Raw genomic sequence first — 21736 nt, 5'->3', positions numbered from 1 at the left:
GTAGATTTTATGATCTAAATTGGTCACACTCTGATCGACCAAAAAGAGCCGACATGGGACCAATATGGAACCAATGCTTGGCCAATTGTCGTGTTGCGCAAGCGTTGCCGCATCGTCGCGGCCATTCGGGGGGGCGCATTACCGCGCCCGGACATTGCAAAGGGGATCGGGTCCATGGCTTTCTCGCGTTACGCATATCTCGCCACCACCGCGCTCGTCGCGCTGGCCGCGCCAGCCATGGCGCAGACCGCGCCGACCACGGCGGGTGACGACGATCTCATCACCGTCACCGGCATCCGCAAGTCGATCGCGGACTCGATCGCGACCAAGCGTAACGCCGACTCGATCGTCGACGTCATCTCGGCCGAAGACGTCGGCAAGCTGCCCGACAGCAACATCGCCGATTCGCTCGCCCGCCTGCCCGGCGTCACCGTCGACCGCCAGTTCGGCGAAGGCGAGCAGCTCTCGATCGCCGGCACCGAACCCGCGCTCAACCGCGTCACGATCGACGGCCACTCGGTCGCCTCGGCCGACTGGGGCGGCAACCCGTCCGACCGGTCGAGCCGCAGCTTCAACTATTCGCTGCTGTCGCCCACGATCATCAGCCAGGCGGTGCTCTACAAGACGCCCGAGGCACGGCTGCAGGAAGGCGCCATCGGCGGCACCGTCGACATCGTGACGCGCAAGCCGCTTGACCTGAAGTCGGGCACGATCGCGGCGACCGCCGGCGGCGAATACAACGACCGGGCAAAGCGCGGCAGCTTCCGTGGTTCGGCGCTGTATAGCTGGAAGAACGCCGACGAGACGATCGGCTTCCTCGGCTCGATCAGCTACGACAAGGAACAGTTGAGCCGTGCCGGCGTCGCCAGCTACTGGTATCGCACCGGTGCCGCGCTGCTCGAAAGCTATCCCAAGGACGCGAACGGCAACATCATCTATGCCGGCCCGAACGGCACGGTTGCCAGCGGTGCCACGATCAACGGTTCGCGCCCGAACGCGGCGACGATCTCGGCGTTCAGCGCGTCGCGCTATGCCTCGTTCCTCGCCCGCGAATTCTTCAAGCAGGAGCGCGAGCGCATCAGCTTCAGCGGCGCGATCCAGGCCAAGCCGACCGACGATCTGACCGTCACCGGCACCGCGCTGGTCATCCGCGGCAATTACGACAACGTGTCGAACTCCGAATATACCTATGGCTTCGAAGGATCGCGGATGACCGCGGCAACCTTCGTTCCCGGGCAGAACGGCCAGCCGGGCATCGTCGATTCGGCGNNCCCGCCTCAAGAACGACTCGGTCTCGCTGCTGGTCGACTGGACGCCGGGCGAGTGGAGCATCACCGGCAACGTCGGCGCCACCCGCGCGACCGGCGGCAAGGACCCCGAATATCTGCTCGACTTCCGTACGCAGCAGGGCTTCACCGCCGGCGCGAACGGCCGCAACACGCAGGTCAACTGGAACTCGCCGGCGAGCGACCCGACCAAGTGGCTGAGCAACTTCACCGCCAACGGCGGCGAGAACATCACCGCTCCCGATGGCCGCCGCTTCTTCGGTCGCCAGATCGGCGGCATCCCGCTCCAGTCGGGCTTCACCACCGACAGCGAGATCTTCGGTGAAGTGAACGTCAAGCGCGATGTCGAATTCGGCCCGATTAAGGCGATCCTGTTCGGTGGCCGCTATGCGTCGCACCTGAACGGCAACACGACCTACAGCAACGCCGTCTACACCAACCAGAACTACACGCTGGCCGATCTCGACTTCTATGTGCAGGACAAGAACCTGTACAACGGCCTCGGCACCTCGGGGAACGGCACGCCCTATGCCACGCTGGACAAGGACGGCATTCTCGCCGCGCTGACGAAGTACGGCAATTTCACGGCCGATCGCGGTCTGTCGACCAGCGAATACTGGCGGGTCCGTGAAAAAATCGCCGCCGGATACGTTCAGGCCAATTTCGAACTGGGCCAGTTCCGCGGGAACGTCGGCGGACGGCTGGTCAACACCCGCGACGAATCGAGCTTCTTCATCTCGAGCGGCGGCCGCACCGCGCCGACCCGCGTGAACAGCGACGAAACCCGGTTCCTGCCCGCCGCGAACCTGATCTACACCGCCAGCGACGAAGTAACGCTGCGTGCCTCCGCCGCCAAGGTGATCGCCCGCGCTCGGTACGGCGATCTGGCCGGTTCGGTTTCGCTGACCGACACGTTCGTCGGCACCGACGGTCGTGCCAACGGCACCGGCAGCGGCGGCAACCCCGACCTGAAGCCCTATGCGGCGACCAACTATGGCCTGTCGGCCGAATGGTATTTCGCTCCGGCCAGCTTCCTCGCCGCCGAATTCTTCTACCGCGACATTTCCAACTATGTCGGCAATGCGGTGGATGAGGGTGTCGAGTTCACGAACACCGCCACGGGCCGCAGCGGCGTGTATGCCATCACCCGTCCCGTCAACGGCGGCAAGGCATCGGTCACGGGCTTCTCGCTGTCGGGCAACACCAACATCGCCTATGGCTTCGGCGTGCAGGGCAGCTACACCTTTGCCGATGCGGAAACCCCGTTCGCCAACGGCCTGCCCTTCCTGTCGCGGCACACCTTCACGATCGTGCCGTATTTCGAGGAAGGTCCGTTCCAGGCGCGCGTCAGCTACAACCGCCGGTCGAAGTATTTCTACCGCTTCGGTCGTCAGGCAAGCTCGGACTATACCGATCGCTATCGCCAGCTCGACGCGCAGATCAGCTATGCCGTGACCGACGGGATCGGCATCACGGCGGCGGCATCGAACCTGCTCGACGAAACCTACTATCAGTACAGCAGCACGCCCGATGCCCCCACGTCGATCTACAAGAACGGCCGGGTGTTCTCGCTCAGCGCCACGTTCCGCATGTAACCTGCGGGGCTGAACGATCCGGGAGCATCGGCGATGCTCCCGGGGGTACGCGGCCCCGGCTTTGCCGGGGCCGTTTTTGTTTTAGAACGTGACGGCCGGTCGATTCGGACCGCCCCATGGAGAGTATCCGCGTGAGCCAGCGTGTCCTTGAGCCCTCGACCCATCGGCGCAGGACGACGGGGCGCACGATCGCCCTGCTGCTCGCCGTCGCCCCCGCCGCGCTCGTCGCCGCCCCGCGCCAGACGATCCCGCTCGAGCGCGGCTGGCAGGTCCGCCTCGCCCCCGGCGATGCGGCGGCAAAGGATCATCCGAAGGCCGCGCGCTGGCTCCCCGCCACGGTGCCGGGCTATGTCCAGACCGATCTGATCGCGGCACGGATCACCCCCGACCCGTTCGTCGGCCTGAACGAAGCGACGATCCAGTGGGTCGGACGCAGCGACTGGGACTATCGCGGGGTGCTGAACGCTTCCCCGGCGCTTCTGGCACGGGGCCATGTCGACCTCGTGTTCGACGGGCTCGACACCTTTGCCGAGGTCTTCGTCAACGGCACGAAGCTGCTCGCCGCCGACAACGCCCATCGCCGCTGGCGCGCCGATGCCAAGCCATTGCTGCGCGCCGGCGCGAACGAGATTCGCATCGCGTTCAAGTCACCGCTCGGCGTGCTGAAACCGGTGGTGGCGGGCATCGCCAATCCGCTGCCCGGCGAATATGATTCGACCGCCGGCGACGAACCCGAAGGGCGGCAAACCTCGCCCTATATCCGCAAGCCCAAATATCATTACGGCTGGGACTGGGGTCCGCGCATCCTCAACGTCGGCCCCAATGGCGCAGTCAAGGTCGACGCATGGGACGACGCCCAGATCGAGACGCTGCGCGTCCAGCAGGAAGCCGTCACCCCCGGCGAAGCACGCCTGACCGTCGAAGTGCTGATCGTCGCCGATCGCGCCGCGACCGTACAGGTCGACGCGACCGTGACCGGCCCCGGCGGCACACCCGTCCGCGCCAGCCGCACGGTACAGGTCGCCGCCGGCGAGAACCGCGTCGCGGTGCCGCTCGCCATCGCCGATCCGCAGCTCTGGTATCCCGCGGGCTATGGCGCGCAGCCGCTCTACACCGTCACCACCGACGTCAGCCTCGACGGCGAGATTGTCGACCGCCAGCAGCGAAGCACCGGCATCCGTACCGTCGAGCTGGTCCGCGAGAAGGACGCCATCGGGCGCGGTTTTCTGTTGAAGGTCAACGGCATCCCGATGTTCGCCAAGGGCGCGAACCTGATCCCGTTCGACAGCTTCGGCCCGGGCGTCACCGACGCACGGATGCGGTCGATTCTGGCGGATGCGAAGGCCGCCAACATGAACATGATCCGCATCTGGGGCGGGGGCATGTATCTGCCCGACAGCTTCTTCGATGCGGCCGATGCGCTGGGGCTGATGATCTGGTCCGACTTCATGTTCGGCGGCGCGGTCACGCCCTACGACCGCGACTTCCGCGAAACCGTGCGGATCGAGGCGGAGGAACAGGTCGACCGGGTGCAGGCGCATCCCTCGATCGCGCTGTGGTCGGGCAACAACGAAGTCCTGTCGGGCTGGGAGACGTGGAGCGACCGCACCGCGTTCAAGGCGCGGGTGGGAGCAGAGGAGCGCGAGCGCGTCGGCGTCGGCATGGCGATCCTGTTCAACCAGGTGCTGCGCGACGCCGCCGAGCGACGCGACGCCGACGTGCCCTATTGGCCCGGCAGCCCCAGCAGCAATTACGACGGCAAGCCCGATCAGGACGGCGACGGCGACCGCCATTACTGGGACGTATGGGGCGGCAAGAAGCCCGCGACCGCCTATCTCGATAGCTGCCCGCGCTTCATGTCCGAATACGGGCTGCAGGCGATGCCCGACATGGCGACGATTGCCCGCTTCGCGAAACCGAAAGATTACGCGATCGAATCGCCGGTCATGAAGGCGCACCAGAAGTTCCTGAAGGGCGAGGGTCAGGGCCGGCTGCTCGACTATATCCGCATGCGCTACCGGGAGCCGCGCGACTTCGCCGACTTCGTGTACTTGAGCCAGGTGATGCAGGCCGACGGCATCCAGTTGGGCGCGCTCCACCACCGCGCCTGCCGCCCGGTCACGACGGGCTCGCTCTACTGGCAGTTGAACGACGTGTGGCCCGGCGCGTCATGGTCGAGCATCGATTATTACGGCCGGTGGAAGGCGCTGCACTTCGCCGCGCGGCGGTTCTTCGCCCCCGTCGCCATCGCGGCGGCGCGCAAGGAGAGCGGCAGCACCAGCGTCTCGCTGATCTCCGACGCGACGCAGCCGGTCGCGGCGCGCTGGATCGTGCGCACCATCGACGTCACCGGCCGCGAACTGGCGCGGCGTGAGAATGCGGTGTCGCTCGCCCCGCTGTCGGCGACCGGGGTCGGCACCTTCACCGATGCCGACCTGTTCGGCACCGCCGACCGTCGCACCGCCTTCGCGGTCGCCGAACTGGTGATCGACGGCCGGGTCGCCTCGCGCAGCCTCGTCTCGGCACTGCCCGAAAAGGCGATGGCGCTGCCCGATCCGGGCTTCGTCACCCGCTGGTCGAGCGCGGAGGGCCGCCCGAGCCTCACCATCACCGCCACCCGGCTGGCGCGCGCGCTGTGGATCGACTTCGGGACGCTGCCGGTACAGGCGTCGGACAATTTCCTCGACCTGCTGCCCGGCGAAAGCGTTACCGTCACCATCACCGGCAAGGCATCGACCGCCAGCCTGAAACGAGCGCTGCGGCTGCGAACGCTGGGCGCGGAGAAAGCGAAATGACGATCCTCCTCGCGCTCCTCGCCGGTGCCGCGGAACCCGACCCGCAGATCGCCGCGACCATCGCGGCGATGACCCCCGCGGAAAAGGCCGCGCAACTGCAAAGCAGCGCCCCCGCGCAGGGCGACGTCCTCCCGGCCTACGACTATTGGAACGAGGCGCTGCACGGTCTGGCGCGCAACGGCGTGGCGACGGTGTTCCCGCAGGCGATCGGGCTGGCGGCGACATGGGACGCGCCGCTGATGGAGCGGATCGGCACCGTCGTGTCGACCGAGGCCCGCGCCAAATATAATGCCCTGCCCGGCAAGAACCGCCGGCGCTACGAGGGGCTGACGATCTGGTCGCCCAACATCAACATCTTCCGCGATCCGCGCTGGGGTCGCGGCATGGAAACCTATGGCGAGGACCCGGTGCTGACCGGCGGCCTCGCGGTCGGCTATGTGCGCGGGTTGCAGGGGCCGGACCCGCTCCAGCCGCGCGTCGTCGCCACGCCCAAGCATTTGGTCGCGCACAGCGGCCCCGAAGCCGGCCGCGACGCCTTCAGCGTGCAAACCGCGCCCTATGACATGGAGGCGACCTACCTCCCCGCGTTCCGCCGCGCGATCACGGAAGGGCAGGCGCAGTCGGTGATGTGCGCCTATAACGGCGTCCATGGCGTGCCGGTCTGCGCCGCCGACTGGCTGCTGAACGACCGGTTGCGCGGCGACTGGGGCTTCACCGGCCTCGTCGTGTCGGACTGCGACGCGATCGGCAACATCGCCCATTATCAGCGCTATACCCTCGACAACGCCGCCGGCTCCGCCGCCGCGCTCAACGCCGGCATGGACCTCAATTGCGGCAGCGCCTATGCCGCGCTGCCCAAGGCGCTCGAACGCGGCCTCACGACACAGGCGATCATCGACCGCGCGCTTACCCGCACGTTCGAGGCGCGCAAGCGGCTGGGCGACGCCTTCGGCGCCAAGAGCCGCTGGGACTCGATTCCGGCCTCGGCGCTCCACACCCCGGCCAACCGCGCGCTGGCGCTGGAGGCGGCGCGCAAGTCGATCGTCCTGCTCGAAAACAATGGCGTCCTGCCGCTGAAACGCGGTGCGCGGATCGCGGTGATCGGCCCCAACGCCGACAGCCTCGACGTGCTGGAGGGCAATTACAACGGTACCCCGGCCGATCCGGTCACGCCGCTCACCGGCATGCAGCAGCGCTTCGCCGTCAGCTATGCCCAAGGCGCGACGCTGGCCGACGGCGTACCGCTCCCCGTACCCCAGACCGCGTTCGGCGCGGGGCTGAAGGGGGAATATTTCGCCGATCCGGCGATGACCGGCATGCCCGTGGCGACCCGCACCGACCGCACGATCGACTTCAACTGGCGGCGCACCAGCCCGCTCGCGGCGCTGCCGGTCGATCGCTACGGGGTGCGCTGGGCGGGCAGCCTCACCCCGCCGGGGCCGGGGCGCTACACGCTCAGGATCGACATCAACCGCTGCTGGGACAAATGTACCGGGCGTGACAGCGTGAAGCTGTGGATCGACGGGCGCGACGTGCTGACCAGCGCCGCTACCGGCGCAGCGGTCGAAGGTGCCGCCAACGACAGCAAGTCCGAACGGATGGAGGCGACGCTCGACTTCACCGATACCGCGCCAAAGCCGTTCCGCCTCGACCTCACCCACGCCGGCACCGACGACAGCATCCGCCTGACGTGGGTCGCCCCTGCCGAGGCGCAACGCGCGCAGGCAGTCGCGGCGGCACAATCGGCCGATGCCGTCGTCGCCTTCGTCGGCCTGTCGCCGGCGGTCGAGGGCGAGGCGCTGCGCCTCGAAGTCGCCGGCTTCTCCGGCGGCGACCGCACCGACATCGCGCTGCCGCCGACGCAGACCGCGCTGCTCGAAGCGGTCAAGGCGACGGGCAAGCCGCTGGTCGTCGTGCTGCTGTCGGGCAGCGCGGTCGCGCTCGAATGGGCCAAGCAACACGCCGACGCGATCGTCGCCGGCTGGTATCCGGGCGAGGTCGGCGGCACCGCGATCGCCGACGTGCTCGACGGGACGACCAACCCGTCGGGCCGCCTGCCCGTCACCTTCTATGCGAAGACGAGCGACCTGCCCGCCTTCGTCGATTACAATATGAAGGGGCGGACCTACCGCTATTTCGATGGCACGCCGATGTGGGGCTTCGGCTTCGGCCGGAGCTACACCAGCTATGGCTATAGCGATGCGAAGGCCCCCGCCACGCTCGCCGCCGGCCAGTCGCTCACCGTAACCGCGCGCCTCGCCAACACCGGCAAGCGCGCGGGCGAGGAAGTGGCGCAAGCCTATCTGATCGCACCCGACGCGCTCAACCGCATCGGCGCGTGGAACGATCCGGTGCTGCGCCACAGCCTCGTCGGCTTTCAGCGCGTCGCGCTAAAACCGGGCGAGGCGAAGACCGTGACCTTCACCCTCGACCCGCGCCTGCTCAGCACCGTCGCGCTCGACGGCAAGCGCGCGGTGCGGCCGGGGCAATATCGCCTGTTCGTCGGCGGCGGCCAGCCCGGCGCGACGCCGGGACAGGAAGTGACGTTCACCATCACCGGCACGCAGGAGCTGCCCAAATGACGATGCTCTCGCGGCGAACGCTGCTCGGCAGCAGCGCCGGCCTTGCCGTCTCGGCATCGCTCCCCGCGGTCGGCGTGGCCGCCCGCACCCGGCCCGACCTGTTCATCGGCACCGGCGGCGACGGCCATACCTTCCCCGGCGCGACGATGCCGTTCGGCATGGTGCAACTGTCGCCCGATACCGACACGACGCGCTGGGAAACCTGCTCGGGCTATCACAAGAGCGACACCTCGATCCTCGGGTTCAGCCACACCCATTTGTCGGGCACCGGCATCGGCGACATGCTCGACGTGCTGGTGGTGCCGACACGCGGACCGGTGCGACTGGAAGGCGGACCGCGCGACAACCCCGACGCGGGCTATCGCCAGCGTTTCTCGAACGAGGTCGCCGAGCCCGGCTATTATGCCGTCACGCTCGAAAGCGGGGTCCGTGCCGAACTGACCGTGACCGAACGCACCGGCATCCAGCGGCATCGCTTCCCTGCCGGCCCCGCGCATATCCTGATCGACATGTCGCATCTGGTGATGGAGGGGCCGAACCAGCGCCCCTATATCGACGATGCCGCGCTGACGCTGGAGGCCGATGGCAGCATTACCGGCACCCGCCGCGTGTTCCGCTGGGCCAAGGGGCGGCGGATCTTCTTCGCGATGCAATTGTCGCGCAAACCCGACCGCGTCGAATTCTTCGGCGACGGCGACGCGCCCGCCGGCAGCACGGGCGTGAAGGGCAACCGGGTCAAGGCAGTGCTGCATTATGCCGACGCCGGCAGCGCCCCGATCGTGATCCGCACCGGCATTTCGACCGTCGACCTGAACGGCGCGAAGGCCAATCTCGCTGCCGAGGCGAAGCATTGGGACTTCGATCGCTATGCCCGCGCCGCCCGCACCGCATGGGCGCGCGAGCTGGACCTGATGACCTTCGAGGGCGGCACGCAGGCGCAGCGCACCGTCGCGTCTTCAGCACTCTATCACGCCTCGATCGGGCCGACATTGTTCTCCGACGTCGACGGCCGCTACATCGGGCTCGACCGGCAGGTGCATAGCGTGCCGAAGGGTGAGGCGGCGTACAGCGCCTATTCGCTGTGGGACACCTATCGCGCCTTCCATCCGTTGCAGACGCTGATCCGCCCGGCGCGCACCCGCGAGTTCGTCGGCGACCTGATCCGCCAGACGCAGCAGAGCCCGTTCGGCCCGCCGGTCTGGCCGTTGCAGGGCGTGGAAACCGGCACGATGATCGGCTGGCATGCCGTCCCCGTGCTGGCCGAGGCGCGCGCCAAGGGCGTGCCCGGCGACTATGCCGCCGCATGGGGCGGGGTGAAGAAGCGCTCGTTCGACTGGTCGACCCCCAATCTCGACAACAGCATCGGCGTGCAGCCCTATGACGAGCTGGGCTATGCCCCGGCCGACCGCATCTTCGAGAGCGTGTCGAAAACGCTCGAATATGCCTATGACGATTATGCCGGCGCGTGCATCGCCGATGCGGCGGGCGATGCCGCCGGCGCGGCGCGGCTACGCAAACGGTCGGGCAACTGGCGCAACGTGTTCGACGTGAAGACCGGTTTCGCCCGTGCCCGCCTGGCCGATGGACGCTGGGCCGAACCCTTCGCCCCCAACGGCATCGCCCATTCGAAAAAATGGCGCGACTATACCGAGAGCAATAGCTGGCAGGCGACGTTCCTGAACCAGCACGACATCCCCGGCCTAATCGCGGCGATGGGCGGCGATGCCGCGTTCGAGGCGAAACTGGACGGGCTGTTCAGCGCCTCGTCCGAACTGCCCGCCGACGCGCCGCCCGATATTTCGGGGCTGGTCGGGCAATATGCCCATGGCAACGAACCGAGCCACCACGTCGCCTACATGTATGCGTATTGCGGCGCGCCGTGGAAGACGCAGGCCATGGTCCGCCGTCTGCTGACCGAAATGTACCACGACCGCCCCGACGGCATCATCGGCAACGACGACTGCGGCCAGATGAGCGCATGGTATCTGCTCTCGGCACTGGGCTTCTATCCGGTCGATCCGGTCAGCGCCGTGTACGTCCTCGGCAGCCCGCTGTTCGACCGCGCCGTGGTGCGCGTCGGCGGGGGCAGGCGGCTGGTGGTCGAGGCGCGCGGCAACGCCCCCGACCGGCCCTATGTGCAGGCGGTCCGCTGGAACGGCCGGCCGTGGACCAAGAGCTGGATCGCGCATGCCGATCTGGTGAAGGGCGGCACGCTGTCGTTTGACATGGGCGCGACGCCCAACAAGGCATTCGGGTCCGCGCCCGGGGACCGGCCGGGGCGGCGTTGATCGCCGCGCTGCTCCTCGCCGCCGCGCCGGTCACGGTGCCGCTGAACGCTGCCTGTGTCGAGGGCACCGACCCGGCGGCGCAAGTGCTACGCGAACGGCTGGCGGAGCGCGGGGCGGTGTGTCCCACCCCCCCGTCATTCCGGCGCAGGCCGGAATCCATGGATGGGGGGACGGCAGCGAAAGCGCAGGGAACACCCGACACAATGGATTCCGGCCTTCGCCGGAATGACGGGGGGCGCGGGGTGACGATCCGCTTCCTCCCCGCGCGCCTAGCCGCCGAAGCCTTCACGATCGACACCACGCCGACCGCCATCACCATTCGCGCCGCGACCACCCGCGCGCGGCTCTACGCCGCCGGCTGGCTGCTGCGCCACACCGACGCCCTGACGCTCACCGCCCCCGCCCACCTGACCGACGCGCCCGCGACCACGATACGCGGCACGCAGATAGGCTACCGCGCCAAGAACAACAGCTATGATGCGTGGGACCTGCCCATGCTCACCCGCCGGATCGAGGATTTCGCGCTGCTCGGCGCCAACCGCATCCAGTTCGTGGCGCCGGTGTCCGACGATGCCGCCACCTCGCCGCTCTCACCGTTGCCCACCACCGAAACGCTGATCGCGCTCAGCGCCGCCACCCACCGCCTCGGGCTGGACACGGCACTCTTCTATCCGGCGCTGCGCGACTATACCAAGGCCGGCAACGCCGAAGCCGAGGCAGCCGACTTATCGATCCTGCTCGCGAAACTGCCCGCGCTCGACGCGCTCTATGTCCCCGGCGGCGATCCCGGCCACACCGCGCCGGCCGACCTGTTCCCGCTCGGCGAACGCCTCGCCACATCCTTGCGCCGACGTTTCCCCAAGGCCGAACTGCTGCTCTCGACGCAGGGGTTCGACGCCGCCGGCCTCAACGCCTTCCATGCCGAACTGGCCAAACGTCCACGCTGGCTGTCGGGCCTGTTCGTCGGTCCGCAGACCCGCGACAGCCTCGCCACCCATGTCGCGCGCGTGGGCGAAGCCTATCCGCTTGAGACCTATCCCGACACCGCGCACACCATGCACGCGCAATTCCCGATTCCCGACTGGCACCCGGCCTTCGCGCTGACGCAGGGGCGCGAGCCGGTGAACCCCCGCCCCGCCGCCACGCAGCGCATCTTTCAGTATCTCCGCCCCGGCAGCCGCGGCTTCGTGACCTATAGCGAAGGCGTCAACGACGACTGGAACGTGACCCAGTGGTTCCGCCTCGGCTGGAACCCCGCCACCGCATCGAACGAGATCGCCGCTGACTACGCGCGGATGTTCGTCGGCGACTTGGGTTTCGCCGCCGTGCCGATGGCGCTGGAGGGCAACTGGCGCGGCGATCCCGCCGCCAATGCCGGGATCGACGCGACGCTGACGCTGGTCGAACGCCTCCGCCCGGCGGCCTGGGCCGACTGGCGGATCGATCTCTATCGCTACCGCGCGACCTATGACGCGCTGGTCCGCCACCGCTTGATCGCCGCGCGCGAGCGCGAGGGCGAGGCGCGCTGGACGCTGCGACAGGCCACCGCCATCGGTGCGGAGGCCGCCGCCGTCGCCGCGCGCTTCGCCTATGCCCGCAGCGAACCCGCCATCGTTGCGCCGCTGCGCGCCGACCTCACCACCATCGCCGACCGGCTGTGGCAGCGTGCGCGGATGCAGTTGTCGGTCGTGCGCCACGGCGCATCGCACTGGGAACGCGGCGCGAACCTCGACCGCGCCGATATTGCGCTGAACGATCGCACCGCCGTTGAAGCCGGTATCGCCGCCGCCCTGTCCCGGCCCGACGCCGCCGCCCGCCTCCACGCGATCGGCGATCCGTGGCGCAACCGCGACATGGCGCTGTACGACGATCTCGGCGATCCCCTGAACGAGCCGCATCTTGTCCGGGGGCCGGGTTTCGACGCCGATCCGCAATCGCTGGAAAGCGCGATCGACGGTATCGCCGACCATATCCCCGACGAGGGCTGGCGCATGGCCGACCTCAGCTACGCCGAGGGACTGTACGAAACCCCGGTCCGCCTGCGCTACACCGGGCTGGAGCGCAACCGCCGCTACCGCCTCGTCGCGCGCTGGGCGGGCGAGGGCTATGCGCTGCCAATGCGGCTGATGGGCGACGGCACCGAACTCCACCCCTATCGTGCCCGTACCGCCAACCCCGAAACCGTCGAGACGCCGATCCCGCAGGCGCTCACCGCCGATGGCGCGCTCACGCTCGAATGGCACCGCCCGCCCGGCATCGGCGGTGGCGGGCGCGGCCATCAGATCGCACAGACCTGGCTGATCCCCGAACCCCTCGAACCCCATGCTTTCGGAGCACCGCAATGACCCTTTCCCGCCGCAGCCTGATGGGCAGCAGCCTGATCGCCGGCGCCGCCGCGTGCAGCCCGGTCCGTCCCAACGGCGGTGCCGGCCCGCTCCCCGCGCCATGGGGGGCAACGCCGTCGCCGCGTCAGCTCAAATGGCATGATCGCCGCCAGTACGGCTTCATCCATTTCTCGATCAACACCTTCACCGACAAGGAATGGGGCTATGGCGACGAGGACCCCAAGCTGTTCAACCCGACCGACTTCGATCCCGACCAGATCGTCGCGGCGGCCAAGGCGGGGGCGCTGACCGGCCTGATCCTCACCGCCAAGCACCACGACGGCTTCTGCCTGTGGCCCACGATGCTGACCGAGCATTGCATCCGCAATTCGCCCTACAAGCAGGGCAAGGGCGACATCGTCGGCGAACTGGCGGCGGCATGCGCGCGCGGCGGGATCGATTTCGGCGTGTACCTCAGCCCATGGGACCGCAACCGCGCTGATTACGGCACCCCCGCCTACATCACCTATTACCGCGCGCAACTGACCGAACTCTGCACCCGCTATGGCAAGCTGTTCGAGGTGTGGTTCGACGGCGCGAACGGCGGCGACGGCTATTACGGCGGCGCGCGCGAGACGCGGCGGATCGACGCCCCGGCCTATTACGACTGGCCCTCGATCGTGAAGCTGGTCCACGACCTGCAACCCGACGCCTGCACCTTCGATCCGCTGGGCGCCGACATCCGCTGGGTCGGGAACGAGGACGGCCACGCCGCCGACCCGTGCTGGCCGACGATGCCCGACCATCCGTACGATCAGGGCGAGGGCAACACCGGCGTGCGCGGCGCGCCCCTGTGGTGGCCGGCCGAAACCAACGTCTCGATCCGGCCCGGCTGGTTCTACCACGCCGACGAGGATGCGCAGGTCAAGACGCCGCAGAAGATCATGGAGATGTACGACCAGTCGGTCGGCCATGGCACCACCTTCCACCTCAACCTGCCGCCCGACCGGCGCGGCCGCATTCCCGACCGCGACGTCGCCAGCCTCACCGCGTTCGGCGACGCGATCCGCGCGACCTTCGCGACCGATCTGGCGGCAGGCGCGGTCGTCACCGCCAGCGCCGATGCCGGGGGGAGCGCGCGCAACGTCAACGACGGGCGGCTCGATACCTTCTGGCTCGCGCCCGCCGATGCGAGGGACGCGACGGTCACGCTCGACCTGCCGCCCGGCCGCAGCTTCGACACCATCCGGTTGCAGGAATGGCTGCCGCTCGGCCTGCGCGTCACCCGCTTCGCGATCGACGTGTCGGACGGTGGCGACGTGTGGACCACGGTCGCCGAAAAGGACATGGTCGGGCCGCAGCGCCTGATCCGCCTGGGCACGCCGATCGCCCCGCGCCGCGTCCGCTTCCGCACCATCGCCGCCGAGGCCGGCCCGGCGCTGCGCGAATTCGCGCTGTTCCGCTCGGTCGCCCCCGCCACCCTGCCGCCCGCGCGCAACAACGATCCGAGCATCGTCGATCGCACCGGCTGGCGCGTGACCGCCGCCAGCGCGCCCGGCGGCGCGGCGATCCTCGACGCTTCCCCGCGCACCGCATGGATCAGCCCGGCCCCCGCCAGCCTGACGATCGACATGGGTCGTTCGGAGACGCTCGCCGGCTTCACCCTCACCCCCACCCGCCACATCGATCCGCAGGCCGCCCCGCCGATGCGCTACCGCGTCGAAACCAGCGTCGACGGGCGGACGTGGATGCCGGGCGGCGAAGGCGAGTTCCAGAACATCAACTACGCCCGCGCGACGCAGCGCCTGCCCTTCCCGACCCCACGGCCTGCGCGCTACCTGCGCTTCGCCTTCCCGCAACCGGCGGTCCCCGCCCCGGCGATCGCCGTCGCCGAGATCGGCGCGTTCCGGTAAGGCTGCAACGCCGCGATGTTGCCCTTTCGAGGGGAACATCGCGGCCCACCGCTACCCCTTCGTCAGCACCCGCACCACGCCGGTGATACCCGACGGCTGGTTCGCCGCCGCCTCCACCAGCACCGCGACCGTCTTCGCGCCCGCCGGGATCGTCGCGTTCACTGGCCCCAATGCCGCCTCCGTCTTGGTGGCGACCAGCCGGCCGTCGGCATAGACCTTCGCCAGCCCGGCGATGGCGGCGAACGCGAGGACGCCGCCCTCCGCCATCACCCGCCGCCGCACCGGAATGGCGGCGCGATACAGGCGAAAACTGCGCGCCGGTTCGGCCGGGGTCGGTGTGCCGCTGCGGGTGAACGCCCAGCTATTGTTGTCGTCGGCGGACGGGGCCAGCGCGGGATCGGGGCTGGCGGCGAACGCCGGCGAGCGTCGCCAGCCGGCGATGAACGCCCCGCCCGGGGTCGCCGCCACCTGCGCGCGCGGTTCGGCGGCGATCCGCGGGATCGTCAGCCGCGCGGCGCGCAAGCCCTCCGCCTGCGCCACGATCGTGACTGGCCCACGCCCGACCTCGGCCTGCACCAGCATCTGCGCGAGGCCGTTGAACAGCGCCCGCGCCGGGGCCTTTTCGCTCTCATGGCTGTTGGGATTGCCGTTGCCCACCCCGATCAGCGTCGCGCCCTCGACGGTGAAGCGCGTCGCCCGGTTCTCGGTCGGGACATGCCGCCCCTGCGCGTCGACCGCGTCGATCGTGACCGCCACGACATCCTCGCCGTCGCCCAGCATTGTCGCCCGCGCCGGCGTCAGCCGCAGCGCCACCGCCGGCCCCGCCGTCTCGTGGATCGCCCGCGCGACCTCGCGTCCGCCGCGCAGGGCCACCGCCTCGATCCGCCCCGGCGCATAGGGCACGGTGAAGGCATTGCCCATGATCCGGTCGACCGCCTGTTCGCCAATCTTCCGCCCGTTGAGCACGACCCGCACCCGATCGGCGTTGCTCGTGACGAGCAGTTCGACCGGCTGCCCCTCGCGCCCCGGCCATGTCCAGTGCGGCGCGATGCCGACGACTGCCTCGTCGTCGATCCAGTGGGCGCGGTGGATGTCATAGGCGGTCTTGGCGAAACCGCACAGGTCGAGGATGCCGAAGAAGCTCGCGACGCTCGGCCAGGTGAACGGCGTCGGCTCGCCGTGATAGTCGAAGCCGGTCCACACGAACCCGCCCGCGACGAAGCGGCGTTTGGCGATCTCGCCCCAAGCCTGCCGGTGCGTCGCGCCCCATGGCGCGGCCTCGGTATCCATCGACGTCATGACATTGGCCGCCTTGTCGGTCGCATAGGCGCCGCGCGTCATATAGGCGCTGGTATCCTCCGACGAGGTGCTGGGCTTGGCGGGGTTCAGGGCGTGGAACTTGTTGTAATCGCCCTGATAATAGTTGAACCCCATCACATCGACCACGCTCGACACGTTCTGCGGGTCGTAGAAGCTGCCGTTCATCGCCGCCGTCACCGGCCGGCTGCCGTCGAGCGCATGGACCCGCGCGGCCATCCGCCGCACCATCTCGACCCCCGCCTCGGTGCCCTGCATCGGCTCCTCGTTGAACACCGACCACAGGATGATGCTCGGATGGTTGCGATGCGCCCGCACCAGCCATTCGAGCTGCGCCATATTCTCCGGTGCCGGGTTAAAGACGCGGTTCTCGTCCATCACCACGAACCCCATCCGGTCGCACAGATGATAGAAAGCGTCGGCCTGCGCATTGTGCGAACAGCGGATGGCGTTGACGCCGGTGTCCTTCATCCGCTGCAACCGCCATTCGAGCAGCGCGTCGGGCACCGCCACCCCGACCCCGGCATGGTCCTGATGCAGACACACGCCCTTCAGCTTGACCGGCTTGTCGTTGAGGAAGAAGCCCTGATCCGCATCGAAGCGGATCGTGCGGAAGCCGACGGGCACCCGCCGTTCGTCACGCCCGCCCGCCGCCTCGCTCGTCACCCGCACCGCATACAGCGTTGGCGTCTCGATCGACCATAATGCCGGCTGCGCCACCGGCAGCGTCAGCGCGACGCTGGCCTGCTCGAGCGGCGTCACCCTCGCCTGTCCGGTGGCGGTGGCGATGACCTTGCCCGCCGGATCGATCAGTTCGGCCGTCACGCTCGCCGTCGCCTCGCCGCGCGCGATGCTTTCCAGCGTTACCGCAACCGGCACCTGCCAACCGCCGTCGCCCCGGCGCGGGTCGCAATGCACCCCGTCGGTCGCGATCGATACCGCCGATCGCTTCGCCAGCCACACGTCGCGGTAGAGGCCGGCCCCTTCGTACCACCAGCCTTCCATCTGCGTCGCATCGACCCGCACGGCGATGACGTTCAGCTCGTCGCCGAACCGCGCGAACGGCGTCAGGTCGATGGTGATCGCGTTATAGCCGGAGAAGTTGCGCGCCACGACGCTGCCGTTGATCCAGATCGTCGAGGCGGTGGCGATCGCGCCGAAATGCAGTTCCAGCCGCTTGCTGCGATCGGCCGGGTCGAGCCGCAGCGTGCGGCGATACCAGCCGATCCCGCGCGGGCGATGCCCCTGCGACACGTTCGCGCTCTCGACGAACGGTTGCGCCGATGCCCAGTCGTGCGGCAGCGTGACCGAAGCCCAGTCGCTGTCGTCATGGTCCATCGCCGCCGCCCCGCGCGCATTGCCGGCCTTGGCGTTCAGATAGGTCGCGTCATGCGTCAACGGCGCGGGCGGCACGATGTCGCCCTCGTGGAACAGCCACCCCCGATTAAGCAGCGCGCGCGATGGATCGACCACCGGCAACCGCGCCGGCACGCCGCCGCGTGGTGCCAGTCCGTGCGGCAACCCCCGCAACCCCGCACCGCGCGGCGCGGCGTGCAACGGCAACGGCAGCCCCACCACCGCCAGCGTCCCGGCCGTACCCCCCAGCAGCGTGCGGCGATCGATCGTTCCCATCGTCATTCGCTCTCTCCCCGATCGATCGCATCGCGCAGCGCGGCGACCGTCGCCCGGTCGGTCCGTGCCAGCGGCGCGGCAAAGCCCAGCGCGGCGACCTTCGCATCGTCCTGCACCACCGGCATCCCCGCCGACGCATGGATTTCGCTCGCCCCGGTCGCGGCCAGCAGCGCGGTGACATTATCCGGCCGCACGCCCGATCCCGGCATCACCACGATCCGCCCGGCCCCCTGGCTTTGCATCGCCCGGATCACCGCCGCGCCGTCCACCGCCTTCACCGCGCCGCCCGACGTCAGGATCCGCGCGAAGCCCAGCGCCACCGCCGGCTCGACCGCCGCGACCGGATCGGGCAGCAGGTCTACCGCGCGGTGCAGCGTCAGGTCGATGTCGTGCCGCTCCCGACGCACCGCCGCCACCCAGTCACCCAGCACGTCCATGTCGAGCGCCCCGCCGCGCACCGCGCCGAACACCAGCCCGTCGACCCCGGCCGCGATCAGCGCCCGCGCATCGGCCAGCGCGGTCGCGACCTCGTGCGGGTCATAGGCGAAGTCGCCCGCGCGCGGCCGCACCATCGCATGGACGCGCACCCCCGCCGTCCGCGCGACGCCCACGACCTGCGCCACCAGCCCCGGCGACGGCGTCAGCCCGCCCACCGACAGCGCCCCGCACAGCTCGATCCGCTGCGCGCCGCCGGCGACCGCCGCCTCGCATCCGCCCAGGCTGTCGATGCAGATTTCCAGCAGTGTCGGCATCGTTCCCCAGCGAACATCGTTTCGCCGAGCTATGAAGCGCGCGCGGGCAAGGTCAACCCCGTCCGCTACCTTGACTCCCTCGCCGATCGCGGCTAGGCGCGCCCTCAAGCGTCGTACCCGGATTCGTCCGCACGACGTCCGTCCGAGACAGCAGGTGCGGGTTTCCCGCTTAATGTCCTGCCGAGGCGGGGAATGTGTTGCAAATGCCCGCGCGGTTTCGCGTGGGCCTGCCATGGGCATACTGCCGTGGCGACCATGCCCCTTCACGGACTTTTCGCCCCGTTCGTCGTCCTCACGGCGAGCGGATCGTTCGCGGGCATATCCGGCACCCGGATACGCCCCAGTTAAGGAGAACGGCATGGATCGCACTCAGAAGAGTGAAGCCGTCGCCGAGCTGAACCGCACCTTCAACGAGGTCGGCGTGGTGGTCGTCACCCGCAACCTCGGCATGACCGTCGCGCAATCGACGGGCCTGCGCAACAAGATGCGTGATGCCGGCGCGAGCTACAAGGTCTCGAAGAACCGTCTTGCCCGGATCGCAGCCGAAGGCACGCCGTACGCGGTGATCGCCGACCTGCTGACCGGCCCGACGGCGCTGGCGACGTCGACCGATCCCGTTGCCGCGGCACGGGTCATCAACGACTTCGCCAAGACGAACGACAAGATCGAGATCGTCGGCGGCGCGATGGGCGGCCAGTTGCTCGACGCGGAAGGCATCAAGGCTCTGGCCTCGCTGCCCTCGCTCGACGAACTGCGCGCCAAGATCGTCGGCCTCATCGTTGCCCCGGCAACGAAGCTGGCGACCATCACCCAGGCTCCCGCGGCACAGATCGCCCGGGTCCTGTCGGCATATGCGGAGAAGGACGCAGCCTGACCGGCGGCTTCCTCATCAACACAACCTTTCTGATTTACGGAGAATATCATGGCTGACCTCAACGCAATCGTCGACCAGCTGAGCGAACTGACCGTCCTCGAAGCAGCCGAGCTGTCGAAGCTGCTCGAAGAGAAGTGGGGCGTTTCGGCCGCCGCTGCCGTTGCAGCACCTGCCGCCGCCGGTGGTGCCGCTGCCCCGGTCGCTGAAGAGCAGACCGAATTCGACGTCATCCTGACCGGCGACGGCGGCAAGAAGATCAACGTCATCAAGGAAGTCCGTGCGATCACCGCGCTCGGCCTGACCGAAGCGAAGGCACTGGTCGAAGGCGCGCCGAAGGCCGTCAAGGAAGGCGTGTCGAAGGACGAAGCCGCCAAGATCAAGGCGCAGCTCGAAGCCGCCGGCGCGACCGTCGAAGTCAAGTAAGCCGCAGGCGGGACAGCGGAGCCAAGGCTCCGCTATCTCCGCCAAGGCCGGCCGGCGGGCCGCAAGGCCCGACCGACGGGATGGAATTAACTTCCATCCCGGCTTGCCAAGGAAAAAGGGGCGGCCCCACGCGGGGACCGCCCCTTTTTCATGCCGGAACCATAGCACCCGTCCTCTTTCACCGACAGTTCATGTCGATGATGCAACGACCGCCCTCATGATCGGCAATTGTCCGGCTTTCGGAGCATCCGCCCCATGATCCTGCCGATTGCCGCAATCACGATGGCGCAGGTCGCCGCCCCCGGGCTCCCGCCCATGGCCCATCCCGGCGACTGGTCGGGCACCCTGACGCTGCCGTCGCGCGCGACGTTGCGGCTCGTCGTGCGTCTGCGGGTCGATGACGGCGGCATCGTGCGCGGCAGCATCGACAGTATCGACCAGCGGGTGTGGAACACCCCGCTCGACGGCATCACGATGACCGCGACGACGCTCGACTTCACCGTACCGGGCAACGGCAGCCGCTATCGCGGACGCTGGGATGCGGCGGCGCGGGGCTGGAGCGGCATCTGGTCACAGGGCGACGCGGCATTTGCCCTGTCGCTGGCCGCAGGCGGCCCGCCGCCCCGCGCGGCGGTGGCGGCGGACGCATGGGCGCTGCCGTCCGATGCGGAGATCGGCGACATCCTCGACCGCCGCATCGCGCAGCGGCCGGGCGAGGCGATCGTGGTCGGGGTGATCGACGACCACGGACGCCGCATCGTCGCGCGCGGTCCCGCCGGGGCCGACACGTTGTTCGAAATCGGTTCGATCACCAAGGTGTTCACCGCACTGGTGCTGGCCGACATGGCGGCACGCGGCGAGGTCGGGCTCGACGATCCGGCGGCGCGCTATCTTTCGCCGGGCTGGACGCTGCCGGTGCGCGGCCGGGCGATCACGCTGCTCGATCTGGCGACGCATCGTTCGGGCCTGCCGCGGTTGCCGCTCAACATGCCCTATGTCGAAGCGGGCGATCCCTATGCGGGCTATACCCCGGCGGCGATGCGCGCTTTCCTGAAGGACTGGGTGCCGGATCGCCCCCCCGGCGCGCAGTATGAATATTCCAATCTCGGCGGTGCGTTGCTGGGGCAGATCCTCGCGCGACGGGCAGGCACCGACTATGAAACGCTGGTCCGCACCCGCATCACCGGGCCGCTGCGAATGCGCGATACGCAGGTGCGATCGTCCGGCGCGGCACTGCGGAACCAAGCCACGCCGCACGACGAATTCCTGCGCCCGGTCGCCGCATGGGACCCGAGCGTGATGGTCGCGGCGGGCGGCCTGCGATCGGACGCGCGCGATATGCTCACCTTCCTCGCCGCCAATCTGGGCTTCGTCCCCACGCCGCTGAAACCCGCGATGGACGCGATGCGCATCGTCCGGGCGCAAGGCGATGGCCCCGACAACGCGATGGCCACCGGATGGACGGTCGCGAAGACGCCGACCGGCCCGGTCGTGACGCACGGCGGCGCGACCGGCGGGTATCTGGCGAACATCGCGTTCGATCCCCTGCGGCGGCGCGGCGTGGTGGTGCTGGCCAATACCCGCGCGGAACCGGGCGTCGACGACATCGCCACGCATATTCTCACCGGCTCCCCCCTCGCCGCCGTGCCGCCGCCGCCAAAGCCGTCGGCCATGCGCCCCGCGATCCGGCTGGCGCCGGACGACCTTGATCGCTTCGTGGGGCGATACCGCCTGCCGCCCGATCAGGTCATCACCGTCTTCCGGTCGGGCGATCGATTGATGATCCAGTTGATCGGGCAACAGGCGATGCCGATCCACCCGTCGGGACCGGCCGATTTCTTCGCGCGGATCGTGGACGCCGAACTACGGTTCCACGCGACGAACGGCATGATCGACAGTGTGACGCTGTTGCAAAACGGTGCGGAGAAGGTTGCACCGCGCCTGTAAGAAGGCCA

The 21736-nt window shown here is 68.9% G+C and carries 11 protein-coding genes and 1 pseudogene; 10 read left to right on the top strand and 2 right to left on the bottom strand.

Annotation, left to right across the window (positions count from 1 at the left end; all coding sequences use genetic code 11):
* Positions 1 to 174 precede the first annotated feature (174 nt).
* From ASE78_RS19550 to ASE78_RS08660, 7 genes and pseudogenes are all read left to right on the top strand, one after another.
* Positions 175 to 1269: pseudogene (locus ASE78_RS19550) on the top strand (TonB-dependent receptor plug domain-containing protein); the annotation flags it as partial.
* A gap of 2 nt (positions 1270 to 1271) precedes the next feature.
* Positions 1272 to 2881, top strand: a 1610-nt coding sequence (locus ASE78_RS19545; RefSeq protein ID WP_235514938.1) for a TonB-dependent receptor, incomplete at its 5' end; no start/stop codon positions are given.
* Positions 2882 to 3012: 131 nt separating this feature from the next.
* Complete coding sequence (locus ASE78_RS08680; RefSeq protein ID WP_056496417.1) at positions 3013 to 5676, top strand: beta-mannosidase; 2664 nt, start codon at positions 3013 to 3015, stop codon at positions 5674 to 5676.
* Positions 5673 to 8258 (top strand): glycoside hydrolase family 3 C-terminal domain-containing protein, encoded by a 2586-nt coding sequence (locus tag ASE78_RS08675; protein ID WP_056495787.1) that lies wholly within the window; start codon positions 5673 to 5675, stop codon positions 8256 to 8258. Before ASE78_RS08680 ends, ASE78_RS08675 begins: the two co-directional genes overlap by 4 nt.
* A complete protein-coding gene (locus ASE78_RS08670; protein ID WP_056495784.1) occupies positions 8255 to 10546 on the top strand; it encodes a GH92 family glycosyl hydrolase in 2292 nt (763 codons plus the stop codon). Before ASE78_RS08675 ends, ASE78_RS08670 begins: the two co-directional genes overlap by 4 nt.
* A 35-nt stretch (positions 10547 to 10581) precedes the next feature.
* Positions 10582 to 12891, top strand: a complete 2310-nt coding sequence (locus ASE78_RS08665; protein ID WP_414886885.1) for a hypothetical protein — start codon at positions 10582 to 10584, stop codon at positions 12889 to 12891.
* Positions 12888 to 14783, top strand: a complete 1896-nt coding sequence (locus ASE78_RS08660; RefSeq protein ID WP_056495781.1) for an alpha-L-fucosidase — start codon at positions 12888 to 12890, stop codon at positions 14781 to 14783. The genes ASE78_RS08665 and ASE78_RS08660 overlap by 4 nt, the downstream gene beginning before the upstream one ends.
* Positions 14784 to 14834: 51 nt before the next feature.
* Here the strand turns inward: ASE78_RS08660 and galA are convergent, their stop codons facing one another.
* Both galA and ASE78_RS08650 read right to left on the bottom strand, forming a co-directional pair.
* Positions 14835 to 17732 carry a beta-galactosidase GalA gene (galA, locus tag ASE78_RS08655; protein WP_200911026.1) on the bottom strand — a complete coding sequence of 966 codons (2898 nt, stop codon included), beginning with the start codon at positions 17730 to 17732 and terminating at the stop codon, positions 14835 to 14837.
* 2 nt (positions 17733 to 17734) lie between these two features.
* Positions 17735 to 18484 (bottom strand): copper homeostasis protein CutC, encoded by a 750-nt coding sequence (locus tag ASE78_RS08650; RefSeq protein ID WP_056495778.1) that lies wholly within the window; start codon positions 18482 to 18484, stop codon positions 17735 to 17737.
* Between the two features lie 358 nt (positions 18485 to 18842).
* On the opposite strand from ASE78_RS08650, the gene rplJ reads away from it, so the two are divergent.
* The 3 genes from rplJ (at position 18843) to ASE78_RS08635 (ending at position 21728) form a co-directional block, all read left to right on the top strand.
* Entirely contained in the window at positions 18843 to 19358 is a 516-nt protein-coding gene (gene rplJ, locus ASE78_RS08645; protein ID WP_055761025.1) for a 50S ribosomal protein L10, read from the top strand.
* Between the two features lie 48 nt (positions 19359 to 19406).
* Entirely contained in the window at positions 19407 to 19781 is a 375-nt protein-coding gene (gene rplL / locus ASE78_RS08640; RefSeq protein WP_055761028.1) for a 50S ribosomal protein L7/L12, read from the top strand.
* 255 nt (positions 19782 to 20036) lie between these two features.
* The gene (locus ASE78_RS08635; protein WP_056495775.1) at positions 20037 to 21728 is read left to right on the top strand and encodes a serine hydrolase; all 1692 of its coding nucleotides are present in this window, start codon (positions 20037 to 20039) and stop codon (positions 21726 to 21728) included.
* The last annotated feature ends 8 nt before the right edge of the window (positions 21729 to 21736 follow it).

Source organism: Sphingomonas sp. Leaf25, assembly GCF_001421635.1.
GTDB lineage: Bacteria > Pseudomonadota > Alphaproteobacteria > Sphingomonadales > Sphingomonadaceae > Sphingomonas.
The sequence above is the reverse complement of the archived record's forward strand: the minus strand, read 5'-3'. Positions and strand labels throughout refer to the sequence as shown.